Origin of the sequence: Desulforadius tongensis (assembly GCF_016907915.1) — a bacterium.
Lineage (GTDB): Bacteria > Bacillota > Desulfotomaculia > Desulfotomaculales > Desulfohalotomaculaceae > Desulforadius > Desulforadius tongensis.
Genome location: NZ_JAFBCW010000033.1, coordinates 12622 through 30016 on the forward strand (window position 1 = coordinate 12622; position 17395 = coordinate 30016).

Here is a 17395-nt window from a genome sequence, read left to right on the forward strand (position 1 = left end):
TTTATTAGAGAGCGTGGTGGAAAACAAGAAATGGAATTTCTATTTTTTGTTTTTATTGCCGGAATGATTTATTTTCTGGTACAGAGAAAGAGAAAATTAAGTTTCAAATCTGAACAAATGGAAAAGAATTTATTTAAGAAGCAGCTGCAAAGTTCAGCATTGAGCGGTATTGCCGGCGGTTTGGCAGCCATGTTCTTAATTAATCAAATTCAAAATAACAATCACTTGGACCAGGAAACCATTGAAAAGATGCAGGATATGGACTTGAATGAACTGCAGGAATTTGCTCTGCAAAATGACCTGATGCAGCAGCAGGAATTAAATGAATTAGTTAATTATATGCAGGATCCCTACCAAAATCCCGGTATGGACGGGGTAATAGATGAATATTACCACGGCCTTGACCGGGGATTGGGTTATGCTGATGCTGGTTATTTTGATAGTGGAATGGGTAATGGCCTAGATGCCGGTTTAGGGATGGATAGCGATTTTGGCCTGGATGATTATTTTGGCGGAATGGATGATTTTTAGCTGGATAGGTAAGTAATGGGTAAATGAAGGTGATAATTTTGCTTGTTGATTACCATTGGCACACTGCCCGCTGCGGCCATGCCAGCGGTACAATGCAGCAGTATGTTGATGCCGGCCGCCGGTTGGGATTGACAGAAGTGGGATTTGCCGACCACATCCCCATGTACTGGCTTCCGCCGGATGAAAGGGACCCGGAAGCGGCCATGAAACAGGAAGAATTGGAAGACTATATTAAAGATGTACATTACCTGCAGCGGGCTAATCCCGGTATAAGCATTAGGTTGGGACTGGAAGTGGACTATATACCGGGGCATGAAACCACAGCGAAAAAAATATTATCTTCGCTGCCGTTGGATTATGTTTTAGGGTCGGTGCATTACTTAGAAGGTTGGGGCTTTGACAACCCAGACTATATACACCGCTATAAAGACTGGGATTTATATGAACTTTACCGGCGGTATTTTGATACCGTTTGTGATGCTGCCGCCAGCGGTTTGTTTGATATCATGGCCCACACCGATTTAATTAAGAAATTTGGTTATCGCCCCCGGGGAAACCTGGCACCGCTGTTTCAAAAAGTAGCCCGCACCTTTGCAGAAAGCGGGGTTTGTGTGGAAGTTAACACCGCTGGTTTAAGGGCCGCTGCCCGGGAAATGTATCCGGCGGCGGAGTTATTAAAAATGCTGCATAAACATGGTGTACCGGTTACCATGGGGTCAGATGCCCATAAACCGCAGCAAGTGGGGCAGGGATTAAAAAGTGCACTGCAGTTAATAAAAGCAGTGGGGTATGATAAAATTGTAACCTTTAAAAACAAAAAAAGAAGATACCTGAGGATATAGGACCCGGCCAATAGGTTGTTGGTCCTATTTTTTTTCTTTTTCTTCCAGTTGTGGGAGGATTTTTACTATTGGCGTGGAATAAAAGTGGTGTAAAGTGGGAGGAAGTGGTATAATAAACCCTCCCAGTGGGGTGACCGGGCATGTTCATGGGGGAATACGCGCATACAATTGATGCCAAGGGAAGACTGATTATTCCTGCCCGCTTCCGCGAAGGCTTGGGGGACCGGTTTGTTGTTACCAAAGGGCTGGATAACTGCCTTTTTGTTTATCCGCAGCATGAGTGGGCCGCTTTGGAGCAGAAACTCAAGTCGCTGCCCTTTACACGGGCAGATGCCCGGGCCTTCGTTAGGTTTTTCTTTTCCGGTGCCAGTGAGTGCGAACTGGATAAACAGGGGCGGATATTAATCCCGGCAAATTTACGTGAGTATGCCCGGTTGTCTAAAGAAGTAATGGTTTTGGGAGTATCATCCCGGGTGGAAATATGGTCCCGTGAGCGTTGGGATGAATACAACGCCACCGCTGAAGAAAATTTTGAAGAGATTGCCGAAAAGATTGTCGACCTGCTTTAAGGGTAAAACTAAAAATGAACATTTTAGTTTTATTCTAACCTGTACATGCATCTTCTCCATAACTAACCCTATTGGCAGGTGAAAGAGAAATGAATTTTTACCACGTACCGGTATTACTGGAAGAAGTAATGGCAGGCTTAAACTTAAAACCCGGTGGAATATATGTGGACTGTACGCTGGGTGGGGCCGGTCACAGTGCTGAAATACTGCGGCGTACCGGTCCCAACGGTAAATTAATTGGATTGGATCAAGATCCCCATGCTTTAAAAGCTGCAGAACAGAGGCTTAAGGAATTTGGCAGCCGGGTAATTACGGTGCGATCAAATTTCAGCCGTTTATCTGCAGTGTTGAAAGAATTAGCAGTAGGGCCGGTGGACGGAATTTTGTTTGACTTAGGTGTGTCATCAGCCCAGTTGGATAACCCCGAAAGAGGCTTTTCATACATGCATGATGCCCCGTTGGACATGCGAATGAGCCCTGATAACCCGTATACTGCCAAAGAACTGGTAAATGAACTTTCCGCTGAAGAACTTACCCGGATTATTAGTGAGTACGGTGAAGAAAAGTGGGCCAAGCGAATTGCCCGTTTCATAGTTGAAGAGCGAAACAGAAATCCCATTTCCACAACCTTTGAACTGGTGGAGATAATAAAAAGGGCTATTCCCGCTGGTGCCAGGCGCAGCGGGCCCCACCCAGCCAAGCGTACTTTCCAGGCACTGCGCATAGCGGTAAATGATGAACTTAATATTCTCGAAAGTGCTTTTATCCAGGCAGTGAATGCTTTAAAGCCGGGTGGGCGGTTGTGTGTTATTACCTTTCACTCATTAGAGGACCGCATTACTAAAGACCTGTTCAAATACCTGGCTAAGGACTGTGTGTGTCCGCCGGAGCTGCCTGTCTGCAGCTGCGATAAAGAAAGGGAAATAAAAATTATTACCAGGAAACCGGTAACCGCTTCAAAACAGGAATTGGAGCAAAATCCCAGATCCCGCAGTGCAAAATTACGTGTGGCTGAAAAAACGGTTGAGTTCTAAACCGCGGGGAGAGTGAATAAATTTTGGTACTAGCAAGGGAAAAGTTGGACTATAATTTACCACCGGAGCAGCCGCCGGAGCGGCTGCCGAAAGCACCGGGCCGGAAACTGCCCCGGAGGGACCCGGTGCGAAGAAAACTGGCCTTGACTTTTATGGTGCTGTGCTGCTTTGTAATGGGTGTCATGGTGGCTTTTTACTATGCCCAGATTGCCTATGTGGGATACAAAATTGAATTATTGCAGCACAAATTGGCAGAACTGCGGCTGGAAAGCCACAATTTGGACCAAAAGGTCAGTAAAGTAGTATCTATGAAACATATTGAGGCCATTGCCACCAGTGAACTGGGCATGGTTAAACCCAACAGTGAAAACGTGGTGCCGGTATCTTCTGCTTCAATTGTACCGGACGGTGGGGAACAATTGCCGCCGGGTGAGCAGGAGAAACAGCTGGCACGGCGGGAAAGTATAACTTTGCCGGAAAACCCTGAACCTGTGCCGCCAAACAGATTTATTCAGGCCTTTGCTGAAATGGTGGAACGTTGGGATTCTTAGTACAGATTGCTGGATAAACGGTGGCAGGGCCCAGTGGGAGGAACTTATGAGGACTACTAACATTATCATTCGCAAACGAATTGCCCTGCTGTTTGTATGTGCAATTGGCCTTTTATTTCTATTGATAGTTAGATTGGCATATATTCAATTTGTTCGTGGTGAGGAACTGAGTAAAAAAGCGGCCACCTATCGAATGAGAGAAGTACCGGTGGAAGCCAAAAGGGGAACTATATATGACCGCAACATGAACGAGCTGGTGATCAGTATCAGTTCCGATTCGGTGTATGCCATTCCCTCACACATAAAAGATAAAGAAGGTACGGCACAAAAGCTGGCTGAAATTTTAAACATGGATGAAGAAACTATTCTGCAAAAACTAAAACGAAAGAGCTCTTTTGAATGGATTAAAAGAAAAATTGACTGGGACACCGCTCAGAAAATTAAAGCGCTTAAACTTAAAGGTATTGGCTTTGCTGAGGAGAGCAAGCGCTTTTATAAACAGGAGTCGCTGGCTCCCCACGTACTTGGCTTTACCGGTGTGGATAATCAGGGTTTAATTGGTATTGAAAAAGTATATGATGACCGGCTTAAAGGTGTGCCCGGAAAAATTGTAGTGGAATATGACGCTGCCGGAAGAGAAATCCCCCATGCCATGCATGAATACATTTCACCTCAACAGGGAAATAACCTGGTATTAACCATTGACCAAACCATCCAGTATTTTGTGGAACGGGAACTGGATAAAATTGTTGATAATTATAATCCCACCAGTGCAGTGATTATAGTAATGGATCCCAAAACAGGTGAAGTGCTGGCCATGGGAAACCGCCCCACTTTTAATCCCAACCACTGGCAGGATTATCAATCTTTCATTTGGGACCGCAACCCGGCAATTTGGTATAATTATGAACCGGGTTCAACATTTAAAATTATCACTGCCTCCGCTGCTTTGGAAGAAAATATTGTCAAAATGGATGACCATTTTTACTGTCCTGGTTATATAAAAGTGGCTGACCGGCGTATTCGCTGTTGGAAGCACGGCGGCCATGGCAGTGAAACCTTTGAAGAAGTGGTGCGGAACTCATGCAACCCGGGGTTTGTAGAAGTAGGTTTAAATTTGGGTGTGGAAAAGTTTTATAAGTACATTAGAGCTTTCGGCTTTGGCCAGTTGACTAATATTGAGCTGCCCGGTGAGGCCAGGGGTATTATCATTGACGAAAAGGATACCACCAATTTAAACATTGCCACCATGTCCATAGGTCATTCCATAGCGGTAACCCCTATCCAACTGGTTACTGCAGTTTCAGCAGCAATAAATGGCGGCCACCTGATGCAGCCGTACATTGTAAAAGAAATCAGGGATAAGGATAATAAGGTAATAGAAAAACATAAACCGAAAGAAATTCGCCGGGTTATTTCTGAAGACACTTCCCAGCGCCTGCGTAAGCTGCTGGAAAAAGTGGTAATGGAAGGTACGGGTAAAAATGCCTATGTAGAAGGTTACCCGGCGGGAGGGAAAACCGGTACTGCTCAAGTGGTGGGCGAAAGCGGCGGCTATGTAAGCGGCAAGTATGTGGCATCTTTTGCCGGCTTTGCCCCGGTGGATGACCCGCGTATAGCGGTGCTAATTATGATTAGAGAGCCCAAGGGCGGTGTTTATTACGGCGGCCAGGTGGCTGCCCCGGTTTTTGCGCCGCTGGCCAGGGATATACTGCGTTACATGGGTGTACCGGAAAAAAGAAATATGGAACGTCCTCAAAAGCCCTTTGAGATTTCCAAGCAAATAACGCAAATTGAAGTTCCAAACGTAGTAAATTTACCTTTAAATGAAGCGCAAAAAGAACTACGGGCTGCAGGGCTGGCTTTCCAAACCAGGGGAGAAGGACAGATGGTTTATAAGCAGATTCCCGAGGCGGGAGCGGTGGTTGAAAGCGGTACCACTGTACTGTTAGATCTCAACCGACCCAAAGATTTACCGGATGGAAAGGTAACAATGCCCGATTTAACAGGATGTACCATTAAAGAAGCCGGCGCGCTGCTGGAAAGCATAGGCCTGCACTTAGAAGCATCGGGCACCGGGTTGGCTGCCGGTCAAAGTGTTAAACCGGGCAGTAAAATTGACAAGGGAACTACGGTAAAAATAACATTTGAGCCCCCGGGAAAGCCCGGACACCAGTAAAATAACCAACTCAGGTTTAGCCGCAGGATACCTGTGGTTACCTGAGTTTTTTCAGGGCAGCCCCTCATGCCATAAACGGCACCAAAAGTAATGAAAAGCAGGCAGCCTTTTGTACAAGTGAACGTTTATGGATGAGCCGCAGCTAAAATAAGTGAAAAAAATTTCCATTTTTGGCAACAATAAAAATGAATATCTTCTTACTAAAGGAGGAAATATCTTGCTTTTTAACGAATTAGTGACGACACTTAAAATACGTCACAGTGAAGGCAGCCTGGCCGTACCCGTTACAGGTATTGCCTACGATTCCCGCAAAGTGCAGCCGGGATTTGTTTTTGTGGCCATACCCGGCTTTGTCACCGACGGACATAAATACATAAATAATGCCATAGAAAAAGGAGCGGCGGCATTAATTGTTGAAAAAAACATTTCTCTTTCCCAGAATATACCCCTGGTACAGGTAGAAGACAGCCGGGCGGCTTTAGCCCTGGTGGCAGATAAGTATTACAACCATCCGTCGCAAAAATTAACCATAACCGGTGTCACCGGGACCAACGGTAAAACCACTACCACCCACCTGGTGGCCGCCATCTATAAAGCTGCAGGCAACAAAACCGGGCTGGTTGGTACTATCCAGAACTTAATCGGGGGTAAGGAACTTCCTGCTTCCAACACCACACCGGAATCACTGGATTTGCAGCAGCTTTTTGACAGCATGGTGAAGAGTGGAGTTACCCATGCTGCCATGGAGGTTTCATCCCACGCTTTGGCACTAAACAGGACCACCGGTGTTGATTTCGATGCCGCTGTCTTTACCAATTTGTCCCAAGATCACCTGGATTTTCACAGCGATATGGACGATTATGCTGCAGCAAAGGCCAAACTTTTTGCCGCTGCACCGCTGTCCATCATCAATGCCGATGATTCCAGGGCCAAAGAGATGATAGAAGCCAGCAGCGGCACCGTTGTTACCTATGGGCTGCATCAACCATCCGATGTCAGTGCCAGGGATGTGCAGATAACTGCCCGGGGAGTGTCCTTTATTACTACCGGAAAATATGGGGAACACAGGCTTAATTTAAAATTAACCGGTGAATTTAATGTCTACAATGCTTTAGCGGCCTTCACTCTGGGTATGGCCCAAGGCTTTGCCGGTGAAACAGTAAAATCAGCCCTGGAAAACGTAACCGGGGTAGCGGGACGTTTTGAACCGGTGGACTGCGGCCAACCCTTTGCAGTGGTGGTAGACTACGCGCACACACCGGATGGACTGGAAAATATATTAAAAACTGCCAGGCAAATTACCAACAACCGCCTGATTACTGTTTTTGGCTGCGGCGGTGACCGGGATCGCAGTAAAAGACCTGTGATGGGAGAAATCGGTACCCGGTACAGTGACCTGGCGGTGATAACCTCTGACAATCCCCGCACCGAAGACCCGGGGAAAATAATAGATGATATTTTAGTGGGAGTAAAAAAGATAGCTGGTAACAAGCACAAGCATAAAGTAATACCGGAGCGGCGGGATGCCATAGCCTATGCCATCAAAGAGGCAGCAGCCGGTGACGTGGTGGTAATAGCGGGTAAAGGTCACGAAACGTACCAGATTATCGGTACAACCAAGTACCACTTTGATGACCGGGCGGTGGCAGCTGCTGTTTTAAAGGAACTGGGATACGGTGGAATGGGTGCTTTATAATGAAAAAATTTACTATTAAAGAAATAGCTTCCGCGGTTGATGGAAAATTAATACAGGGTGATCCCCAGCAGTTAATAGAAAATGTATGTACCGATACCAGGAAACTGCAGCGGGGGGATTTGTTTTTTGCCCTGGTGGGAGAAAAGCACGACGGCCATCACTATGCCCGCCAGGCAGCGGAATCCGGGGCCGGGGGATTGGTGCTGGGCAAACCGGTGGCGGGTATACCCACCGGGGTGCCGGTGATAATGGTACAGCACACCCTTACCGCGCTGCAGCAGCTGGCCGCTTACAACCGCAGCCAATTTAACATTCCCGTTATCGGTATTACCGGGAGCAACGGCAAAACCACCACCAAAGATTTGGTTGCTGCCGTGCTGGGCCAAAAATATCAAGTGCTGAAAACCAAGGGTAATTTCAATAATGAAATTGGATTACCCCTGACACTGCTGCAGCTGAACCAAAATTACAATGCGGCAGTGCTGGAAATGGGCATGCGCGGCCTGGGGCAGATTGATGAATTGTGCCGAATAGCCGGTATAACGGCGGCGGTAATTACAAATATCGGTGAAACCCACCTGGAACTGCTGGGATCGGTGGAAAATATAGCTAAAGCCAAAGGAGAAATATTAAAACATGTACCCGGGGAAGGTTTTGCATTAATTCCCGCTGCAAGTGACCTTGCCCGGGAGCAGGCCCGGCACTGTCCCGGCCGGGTGTATACCTTTGGGGTAAACACTAAAGGAGACTATACTGCCACCGCTGTAAAATGTAAAAACAGCGGCAGCAGTTTTACAGCCAATACACCGGGGGGGAAAATTACCGTTCAACTGCCCATTCCCGGCAGGCACAACGTTTCCAACGCCATGGCTGCCCTGGCGGTGGGGATGAATTTGGGTTTAACGCTGGATCAGTGTGCCGCCGGATTGGCAGAGGCAGAAATTTCAGCCATGAGGCTGCAAATTATACAATCGGGAGAGATTACAATTATTAATGATGCTTACAATGCCAACCCCGATTCAACCAGGGCCGCCCTTGCCGCTTTGAATGACCTGGCCGGCGGCCGGCGGCAGGTGGCGGTGCTGGGCAGCATGTTTGAATTGGGAACCAGGGAACGGCAGGGACACTATGAAACCGGAAAGGCGGCTTCGCAGGTGGATTTGCTGGTGACCGTTGGGGAACTGGCCCGGAATATAGCTGCCGGTGCCAGGGAAGCAGGCCTGCCTTCCAATCAAGTGCACTGGTTTGCAGATAACCGGTCGGCGGTGTCGTTCCTGAAGAAATTCCTGCTTCCCGGTGACATTGTACTGGTAAAAGGTTCCCGGGGTATGCATTTGGAAGAAGTTGTGGAAGCTATAGAGAACATAGAGAAGAATTAAAAACTGGATAATCATGCCGCTTTGCGGCACCATCAGGGAATGAAAAGCAGGCGGCCTTTTGTACAAGTGAGCGTTTATGGATGAGACGCAAGATAACTTTTCAGGGTAGAAGTTTTACATACGGAGGTTAACCAGTGAGCGAGATTTATAAGTATCTGGGCATTTCCTTTGCGCTGTCATTTTTAATAACATCAATATTAGGCCCGCTATTAATACCGCTGCTGAGAAAAATTAAGTTTGGCCAAAATATACGGGATGACGGGCCCGCTCGCCACTTACAAAAAGCTGGGACACCAACCATGGGCGGTTTGATGTTTCTAATTGGTATTGCGGTGGCCGGTTTCAGCTTACTGCGGGGCGGCATCCCACTGCCGGGAGCAAAGGATGGCTTAGTAGTGCTGGCTGTAACGCTGGGCTTTGGCATGGTGGGCTTTTTGGATGATTTTATAAAAATCGGCTTAAAGCGTTCTTTGGGATTGAAAGCCAGGGAAAAACTTTTAGGACAAATCATATTGGCCCTGGGCCTGGCGGTTATTGCGCTGACAGTGCTGGGAAGGGGCACTGATGTGGTGATACCGTTTTCCGGTTTTTTTGTTGACAACGGGTTAAGATATGATCTCGGGGTGGCGGGTTTTTTATTTTTTGTCACCCTGGTTGTGGTAGGTACCAGTAATGCCGTCAACTTAACAGATGGTTTAGACGGCCTGGCTGCCGGCACCACAGCATTGGCCGCTTTACCCTTTATAGCCATGGCGTTGATTAATGATAAAGCCGGTGTGGCACTGGTGCTGGCAGCGGTGGTGGGAGGCTGCCTGGGGTTTCTAATTTATAACCGCTATCCGGCCCAAGTATTTATGGGAGATACCGGCTCCCTGGCCCTGGGGGGCGGCCTGGGAGCGGCAGCGGTACTCACCCGCAGTGAAATATTTTTGGTAATTATCGGGGGCGTATTTGTTTTAGAAGCGCTGTCGGTGATTTTACAAGTGATATCCTTTAAAACCACCGGCAGGCGCATATTTAGAATGAGCCCGCTGCATCACCACTTTGAATTAACCGGCTGGTCAGAAAACAGGGTAGTGGTGACATTTTGGTTTGCCGGGGCTGTTTTTGGTGTGCTGGGGCTGTTGGGACTTTATAACTTGGTTTAATTGATTATTTTTTAATGATAGGAGATTGGGACCGATGCATTTGGATGATAAAAAAATACTGGTTGTAGGAGCGGCCCGCAGCGGAATAGCAGCGGCAGAGTTTTTGGTAGGCAAAGGGGCGGAAGTAACGCTGACCGATGCCAAACCTGCCGAAGAATTGGGAGAAAAGGTACAAAAGTTAGCAGGGCAGGGAGTAAATTTGGCCCTGGGGGGGCAGTATCCTGATCCGGCGGCCGGGGGCTATCACATGGTGGTGGTCAGTCCCGGGGTGCCCCTTACCTTTCCACCGGTGGCCCAGGCCCACCGGGCTGATATACCGGTAATTGGGGAACTGGAACTGGCCTTTCGGTTTGCCGAAGCGCCGGTAGTTGCTGTAACCGGAACCAACGGCAAGACCACTACTACCTCGCTGGTGGGAGAAATATTTAAAAACTCCGGCATTAACACTTTAGTAGCTGGGAACATCGGCTTACCGTTAATCAGTGCAGTGGAAAATTACGGTGAAGACGATGTTATTGTAGTAGAAGTTTCCAGTTTCCAGCTGGAAACCATTCAAACCTTTCGCCCCCATGTGGCAGTGATTTTGAATATTACTCCCGATCACTTGGACAGGCACGGCTCTATGGATAATTATATTGCTGCCAAAGCTAAAATATTCTCCAACCAAGTTCCCTTAGACTATACAGTTTTAAATTACGATCAGCCGAATACCGCTGCGCTGGCACAACAATCCATGGGACGGGTTATATTTTTCAGCCGCCAGCATACTTTAGATACAGGGGTATATATCCAAAAAGGGAATATAGTGGTAACCATGGACGGCGTTACCACAGAAATACTTCCCGTGAATAAATTAAGTATGCCCGGAGGGCACAACCTGGAAAATGCCCTGGCAGCGGTTGCCTGTGCTGCTGCCATGGGGGTTAAGGTTGAACAAATCCAACAAACCTTGAGTACCTTTCCCGGGGTTGCACACCGGTTGGAGACGGTGGCTGAAATAAACGGCGTGCGCTATGTAAATGATTCCAAGGCCACTAATCCCGATGCGGCAGTTAAGGCACTGGAGGCATTTAACCAGCCCATTGTTCTTATTGCCGGCGGCCTGAATAAAGGCAGCAGCTTTACAGAGCTGGCCCGGAAAATTAAAGAAAAAGTACGGGTATTAATATTACTGGGAGAACACGGTGACGAAATAAAGAGGGCAGTACAGGAACAGAATTTTGATACCTTTGTAGAAGTAGAAGACTACTTGGAAGCGGTTAAGGTGGCCCACCGGGTGGCCGAACCGGGAGAGGTGGTGCTGCTTTCACCGGCCTGTGCCAGTTGGGATATGTTTCGAAATTATGAACAGAGGGGTAATCTTTTCCGGGAGCTGGTGCTCAAACTAAGGGGGTAATGCTTTGCGGTTAAAGAAAAAGTCGCCTGATTTTATCCTTTTTCTTACCGTGCTGATGTTATTGAGCATAGGAATTGTAATGGTATTCAGTGCCAGCCAGTATGTGACCATTATTCGTTACCATAATGCCTTTTACTTTTTTGAACGGCAGATGCTGTGGGCGTTAATTGGTGTGACAGCAATGATTTTTACCATGAATTTTGACTACTACAAGATTAAGCGGTGGATATTACCCATAGTTGTGTTGGGGGTTATTTTACTGCTGCTGGTACTGATACCCGGGATAGGAAAGGAAGTAAATGGCTCCAGGCGTTGGATAGATTTAGGTTTTATTTCCTTTGCCCCGGCTGAACTGGTGAAACTTTGTTTGATTATCTTTGTTGCCTTTGGATTATCTAAAAACCCCAATAGGGTACAGGATTTTAAAAAGGGGCTGTTACCCTATTTAATATTGATGGGAATAACTGCCGGTTTAATTCTCAAGCAGCCCGACCTGGGTACAGCAGTAACCCTTTGTGGAACTATTATAGTGATGTTTTTAGCGGCCGGTGCCCGGATGATTCACTTATACGGTTTAGGTGCCCTGGGCCTGGCGGCGGTGGCCCTGGCCATTTATTTTGAACCTTACCGCATGAAACGTTTTTTAGCCTTTTTAGACCCGGAAGCAGACCCGCAGGGTTCCGGTTATCACATTATTCAATCCCTTTATGCCCTTGGCTCCGGTGGGCTTTTTGGCCTGGGATTGGGACAGAGCAAGCAGAAATTTTTATACCTGCCGGAGAACCATACAGACTTTATATTTGCCATTATAGGTGAAGAATTGGGCTTTATCGGAGCATCCCTGGTGGTAATGCTGTTTATACTGCTGGCCTGGCGGGGGTTTAAAATTGCCATTACCTCACCCGATCCCTTTGCCAGCCTGCTGGCCACAGGTATTACCAGCGCCATTGTACTGCAGGCCATTATCAACATGGCGGTGGTTACCGGTTCAATGCCTGTTACCGGGGTGCCGTTACCGTTTATCAGTTTCGGCGGCACGTCCCTTTTATTTACGTTAATAGGTGTGGGCATACTGCTTAACATATCAAAGTACACCACGCCGCGGTAAAAAACTGGAAATTTTAAAATCAGCTGTAATAAAGAAGGTGTTATTTTTTGCGTGTGATTGTTACCGGCGGGGGAACCGGCGGACATATTTACCCGGCGCTGGCCATAGCCAAGGGTATTAAAAGCCGCCACCCCGGGGCGGAACTGCTTTACGTGGGTACAAACCGGGGGCTGGAATCAGATATTGTTCCCAAAGAGGGATATGCTTTTAAAACAATAAAGGTTTCCGGTTTCCAGCGCCAATTAACCCTTAAAAATTTAAAAGTATTGTGGCAGGCAGGCCAGGGTATGTGGCAGGCAGTGAATTTAGTGCGCCGGTTTAAGCCGGATATTGTTATCGGCACCGGTGGTTATGTTTGCGGCCCGGTGGTTATGGCCGGGGTATTACACAGGATTCCCACTTTAATACATGAACAAAACGCGCTGCCTGGAATGACCAACCGGATCCTTTCCAGGTTTGTATCTTCAGTAGCTGTTACCTTTGAAGATTCAATCAAGCGTTTTCCCAGTAAGGCCCGGATTAAATTAACGGGTCTTCCGGTGCGTCCGGAGATTTTTTCATGTGATAAAGATAAAGCCTATTCTGAATTCGGGTTAGACCGAAACAAGCCGGTGGTACTGGTTTTTGGGGGCAGCAGGGGGGCCAGAAGTATTAACATGGCCATGGTTAAAGTGGTGCAGGAACTGCAAAATCAGAGGGGGATTCAGGTGCTGCATGCTACCGGCCGGGCAGGTTACGACGAATATATCAAGACATTAAGCTCTAAAGGTATATCGCTGGTTAATACTGGGAACATTACCACTGTACCATATTTATACAATATGCAAAATGCCCTGGCAGTGGCGTCTTTAGTTGTCTGCCGGGCCGGTGCGGCCACGTTGGCGGAATTGACAGCGCTGGGATTACCGAGCATACTGATACCCTATCCCTATGCTGCGGAGAATCACCAGGAGTACAACGCCCGTGCCCTGGCAGAGCGCGGGGCGGCGATAATGATCCGGGATGCGGAATTAACCGGCGAGCTGCTGCTTGAATACATCAACCGGCTGCTGTCTTCACCGGGTGAGCTTGCAGGTATGGCCCGGGAAAGCTCACTGCTGGGTCGTCCCAAAGCATTGGAAGATATTTTAGATCTGATTGATGCTGCTGTAGACAAGTCATGTAACAAATAAAGTTGCTTATGCATATTATATTTCAACCTATATACCAGGCAGATTTTTATAAGGGATGCCCTGCTTTGGAAAGGAGATGAAAGCATAGTGAAAGACATCCCCCAAAAGGTGCACTTTATAGGTATAGGCGGTGCCGGTATGAGCGGCATTGCCCGCATATTGGCAGGTTTGGGTTACCAGGTAACCGGCTCCGATATAAATGAATCCGAGACGGTGAAAAAGCTGGAAGCAATGGGTATCAGGTGTTTTATCGGGCATGATGCCCAAAATGTAGAAAAGGCGGAAATGGTGGTTGTATCCACCGCTATACCCCCCAATAATCCCGAGCTGCTGCGGGCCAGGGAAAGGGGTATACCTGTAATTCACCGTGGAGAAATGTTGGCCCGGCTGATGAAACGTCAAAAGGGTATTGCCGTTGCCGGTTCCCACGGTAAAACCACAACCACATCAATGATGGCGCTGGTTTTGGAAAAGGCAGGCTGTGACCCCACTATCGTTGTAGGTGGCGAACTAAACGATATTGGGGGGAACGCTAAACTGGGTCGCGGGGAATACCTGGTGGCTGAAGCGGATGAAAGTGACGGCTCCTTTTTGCTGTTATCTCCCCATATGGTTATTATTACAAATATAGAAGATGACCACCTGGATTATTACGGTTCTGTGGAAAAAGTTTTGGAATCTTTTCAAAAATTTTTAGCCGGGGTTGATCCCGGCGGCCTGGCTGTATTGTGCTATGATGACCCCAATGTTCGAGCCATTTTAGGCAGTGCCCGGGCGGAGGTAATTACTTACGGTATTAATCCGGGGGCGGATTATACCATAAAAAATTTAAAGTTGAACGGCAGTGTTAATGATGCTGATATTTACCACCGCGATAAATATATCGGCCGGTTAAAACTATCGGTGCCCGGCCAGCATAATATGTTAAATGCCCTGGCGGTGGTGGTGATGGCGCTGCATATTGGTTTAGATTTTCAAACGGTGGCCGGGGCTCTGAAAACATTCCGGGGGGTACATCGCCGTTATCAGCTGCTGGGGGAAGTAAACGGTATAAAAGTAATTGATGACTATGCTCATCACCCCACAGAAATCAAAGCCACTTTAAAGGCTGCCCGCCAAGCCGGCAGCGGCAGGGTGATAAGCGTGTTTCAGCCCCATCGTTACTCCAGGACCAAACACCTGCATGAACAGTTGGGTGCAGCCTTTAAAGATGCGGACATGGTGGTTATTAACGATATTTACAGTGCCGGGGAAGCGCCTATTGAAGGGGTAACGGCCCAATTAATTGTTGATGCTGCCAGGCGTAATAACGTGGGCAAGGTAACTTATATAGGAAATCTGGCCGATGTTGCTGATTATTTAGTAAATATAGCCAGGCCGGGGGATATTATTTTGACCATGGGGGCCGGTAATGTTTGGAGCAGCGGTGTAGAACTGGTGAAAAAACTTGAGGAGCGTTGTTAATGACAAACCGGACACTGGAGGACAAACTGCGCTCTAATTTAAAGACCGGATTGCTAATTAATGAACCAATGGCTAAACACACCAGTTGGCAGATAGGTGGGCCGGCACAATATTTCATTGAACCGGAAGATATTGAAGATTTACAAAAATGCATATTACTGGCTAAAGAATACGGTGTGCCGCTGACTGTGGTGGGAAACGGTACCAATTTGCTGGTGAAGGACAGCGGTATACCGGGGATGGTAGTAAAGATAGGAAAGGGATTCAATTACCTGCAGGTTGAAGGCACCACTGTAAAAGCCGGTGCCGGGTCGATGCTGCCTGTTGTGGCCCGGGGAGTGATGGAAAAGGGGTTGGCGGGTTTTGCCTGGTCCGCCGGCATACCCGGAACTATCGGCGGTGCGGTGGTAATGAACGCCGGGGCCAACGGTTCCTGTATTGGTGATATCATACAATCGGTTAAAGTAATTGACAGCAGTGCCGAGATATTAGATTTAACAAAGCGGCAGCTGGGTTTTGATTACCGTACCAGTATTCTGCAGGGCAGCTCACTGGTGGTGGTGGAAGCGGTGTTTAACTGCCATCACAGCGACAGGAAAATAATAAAAGAGCAAATGGACAAATATATGGCCAAGCGTAAAGCCGTTCAGCCCCAGGGCTTTCCCAATGCAGGCAGTGTATTTAAAAACCCCCCGGGGGATTCTGCGGGCAGGTTAATTGATCTTGCCGGTTGTAAAGGTTTAAGAGTTGGTAAGGCAGAAGTATCTACAGTGCATGCCAATTGGATTATCAATTTGGGCGGGGCCACCGCCAATGATGTGATAAAACTGATAGATATTATAAAAGAAAAAGTTAAAAACAAAACCGGCGTTGCCCTCCAACTGGAGGTACGTGTGCTGGGCTAGCATACGTGGTGGAGGTGCTGCAACGTGGAACGGTCCAATCAGAAGTTCCTGATTGTAGGAGGCAGCTCTTTAAGGGGGACGGTGAAAGTAAACGGTAGTAAAAATGCTTCCCTTCCCATACTGGCTGGCACGCTGTTGTGTGCCGGAACTGTAAAGATTAAGGATGTTCCTCATTTACAAGACATTAAAAATATGAAGGATGTTCTCACCTACCTGGGTGCCCGTGTAGAGTGTGACGGTAAAGATATTACCGTTGACGGAAGTCAAGTTCAATCGCTGGAGATTTCCGAAGAGCTTATGCGGCGAATGAGGGCTTCCAACCTGGTTTTAGGCTCCCTTTTGGCCCGTTTTGGATATGTAAAAATGAGCTATCCCGGCGGGTGCAACATAGGCAGCAGGCCCATGAACCTGCATTTTAAAGGTCTTAAAGCCATGGGAGCGGTGATAAGGGAGAAATTTGGCTACATCACTGCTGAAGCACCATCCGGTTTGCAGGGGGCGGAAATCCATTTGGATGTTCCCAGCGTGGGAGCTACTGAAAACTTGATGATGGCGGCAGCACTGGCCCAGGGGGTTACTGTTATTCGCAATGCGGCTAAAGAACCGGAAATTGAAGATTTACAGAAATTCCTTAATTCTATGGGGGCCAAAATTAACGGTGCCGGTACTGATACCATCAAAATTGAGGGAGTAAGTGAACTGCGGCCAACGGAGCACACTGTGATACCGGATCGCATTGAGGCGGGTACCTATATGGTGGCAGCGGCGATTACAAAAAGTGATATTACGCTGACCAATGTTATTCCCGCCCATTTAGATCCCCTGGTTGCTAAATTGAGAGAAGCGGGAGTAAAGGTGACGGTGGGTGAAGAATCTGTCCGGGTACAGGGGGCCGGTCGTCCCAAAGCGGTGGATATAAAAACCATGCCCTATCCCGGCTTTCCCACCGATATGCAGCCTCAAATGATGGCCCTGCTGACACTGGCGGAGGGAACCAGCGTAATTACCGAAACTATTTTTGAAAACAGGTTTAAGCATGTACCCGAGCTGAGGCGCATGGGAGCAGATATTTATTTAGAGGGGAATACCGCCGTTGTCCGGGGGGTACCCAGCCTATCCGGTGCTTATGTGGAAGCATCGGACCTGCGGGCGGGTGCCGCGCTGGTGCTGGCGGCCATGGCTGCCGAGGACGGCACGGTTTTGGATGGCATAGAACATATAGACCGCGGTTATGAAAGAATAGAAAAAAAATATAACGCTTTAGGGGCCAGAATTATTCGGGTGAGCAGCTGAGATTAAGCCTTGAATTTGTATTCAAGGCTCTAATTTTATGTGTGCCCGGCATGGGCAATGTCTATAGGGTGAAAGTCCCGAACGTTGAAGGTAGCAGTAAACGTTAGCTTAAGGCAAGGGTGTCCGCG

The 17395-nt window shown here is 47.8% G+C and carries 15 protein-coding genes; all 15 read left to right on the forward strand.

Annotated elements, in window-relative coordinates; genetic code table 11:
- Window positions 1-30: 30 nt before the first annotated feature.
- The 15 genes from JOC37_RS11550 to murA all read left to right on the forward strand — a co-directional run bounded on the left by JOC37_RS11550 (window position 31) and on the right by murA (window position 17267).
- On the forward strand, window positions 31-531 hold the full coding sequence (locus tag JOC37_RS11550; RefSeq protein ID WP_204619119.1) for a hypothetical protein: 501 nt from the start codon (window positions 31-33) through the stop codon (window positions 529-531).
- A gap of 29 nt (window positions 532-560) precedes the next feature.
- Complete coding sequence (locus tag JOC37_RS11555; RefSeq protein ID WP_338017386.1) at window positions 561-1373, forward strand: histidinol-phosphatase HisJ family protein; 813 nt, start codon at window positions 561-563, stop codon at window positions 1371-1373.
- 140 nt (window positions 1374-1513) lie between these two features.
- Window positions 1514-1942: a division/cell wall cluster transcriptional repressor MraZ gene (gene mraZ / locus JOC37_RS11560; protein WP_204619123.1), complete on the forward strand. Its 429-nt coding sequence runs from the start codon at window positions 1514-1516 to the stop codon at window positions 1940-1942.
- Window positions 1943-2031: 89 nt separating this feature from the next.
- A complete protein-coding gene (rsmH, locus tag JOC37_RS11565) occupies window positions 2032-2976 on the forward strand; it encodes a 16S rRNA (cytosine(1402)-N(4))-methyltransferase RsmH (protein ID WP_204619125.1) in 945 nt (314 codons plus the stop codon).
- A gap of 23 nt (window positions 2977-2999) precedes the next feature.
- On the forward strand, window positions 3000-3527 hold the full coding sequence (locus tag JOC37_RS11570) for an FtsB/FtsL family cell division protein (RefSeq protein ID WP_204619127.1): 528 nt from the start codon (window positions 3000-3002) through the stop codon (window positions 3525-3527).
- 46 nt (window positions 3528-3573) lie between these two features.
- Window positions 3574-5706: a stage V sporulation protein D gene (locus JOC37_RS11575; protein WP_204619129.1), complete on the forward strand. Its 2133-nt coding sequence runs from the start codon at window positions 3574-3576 to the stop codon at window positions 5704-5706.
- A 217-nt stretch (window positions 5707-5923) separates the two neighbouring features.
- Complete coding sequence (locus JOC37_RS11580) at window positions 5924-7402, forward strand: UDP-N-acetylmuramoyl-L-alanyl-D-glutamate--2,6-diaminopimelate ligase (RefSeq protein WP_204619131.1); 1479 nt, start codon at window positions 5924-5926, stop codon at window positions 7400-7402.
- Window positions 7402-8781 carry a UDP-N-acetylmuramoyl-tripeptide--D-alanyl-D-alanine ligase gene (locus tag JOC37_RS11585; RefSeq protein WP_204619133.1) on the forward strand — a complete coding sequence of 460 codons (1380 nt, stop codon included), beginning with the start codon at window positions 7402-7404 and terminating at the stop codon, window positions 8779-8781. The genes JOC37_RS11580 and JOC37_RS11585 overlap by 1 nt, the downstream gene beginning before the upstream one ends.
- Window positions 8782-8915: 134 nt before the next feature.
- Window positions 8916-9929, forward strand: a complete 1014-nt coding sequence (mraY, locus tag JOC37_RS11590) for a phospho-N-acetylmuramoyl-pentapeptide-transferase (RefSeq protein WP_420797300.1) — start codon at window positions 8916-8918, stop codon at window positions 9927-9929.
- A 34-nt stretch (window positions 9930-9963) separates the two neighbouring features.
- Window positions 9964-11325, forward strand: coding sequence for a UDP-N-acetylmuramoyl-L-alanine--D-glutamate ligase (gene murD, locus JOC37_RS11595; protein WP_204619135.1), 1362 nt, complete (start codon window positions 9964-9966; stop codon window positions 11323-11325).
- Between the two features lie 4 nt (window positions 11326-11329).
- A complete protein-coding gene (gene spoVE / locus JOC37_RS11600) occupies window positions 11330-12433 on the forward strand; it encodes a stage V sporulation protein E (protein WP_204619137.1) in 1104 nt (367 codons plus the stop codon).
- 47 nt (window positions 12434-12480) lie between these two features.
- On the forward strand, window positions 12481-13605 hold the full coding sequence (gene murG / locus JOC37_RS11605; protein ID WP_204619139.1) for an undecaprenyldiphospho-muramoylpentapeptide beta-N-acetylglucosaminyltransferase: 1125 nt from the start codon (window positions 12481-12483) through the stop codon (window positions 13603-13605).
- An 87-nt stretch (window positions 13606-13692) separates the two neighbouring features.
- Window positions 13693-15069 carry a UDP-N-acetylmuramate--L-alanine ligase gene (gene murC, locus JOC37_RS11610; RefSeq protein WP_204619141.1) on the forward strand — a complete coding sequence of 459 codons (1377 nt, stop codon included), beginning with the start codon at window positions 13693-13695 and terminating at the stop codon, window positions 15067-15069.
- Window positions 15069-15974 (forward strand): UDP-N-acetylmuramate dehydrogenase, encoded by a 906-nt coding sequence (gene murB / locus JOC37_RS11615; protein WP_204619143.1) that lies wholly within the window; start codon window positions 15069-15071, stop codon window positions 15972-15974. The genes murC and murB overlap by 1 nt, the downstream gene beginning before the upstream one ends.
- A gap of 24 nt (window positions 15975-15998) precedes the next feature.
- Window positions 15999-17267 carry a UDP-N-acetylglucosamine 1-carboxyvinyltransferase gene (murA, locus tag JOC37_RS11620; RefSeq protein WP_204619145.1) on the forward strand — a complete coding sequence of 423 codons (1269 nt, stop codon included), beginning with the start codon at window positions 15999-16001 and terminating at the stop codon, window positions 17265-17267.
- Window positions 17268-17395: the final 128 nt, after the last annotated feature.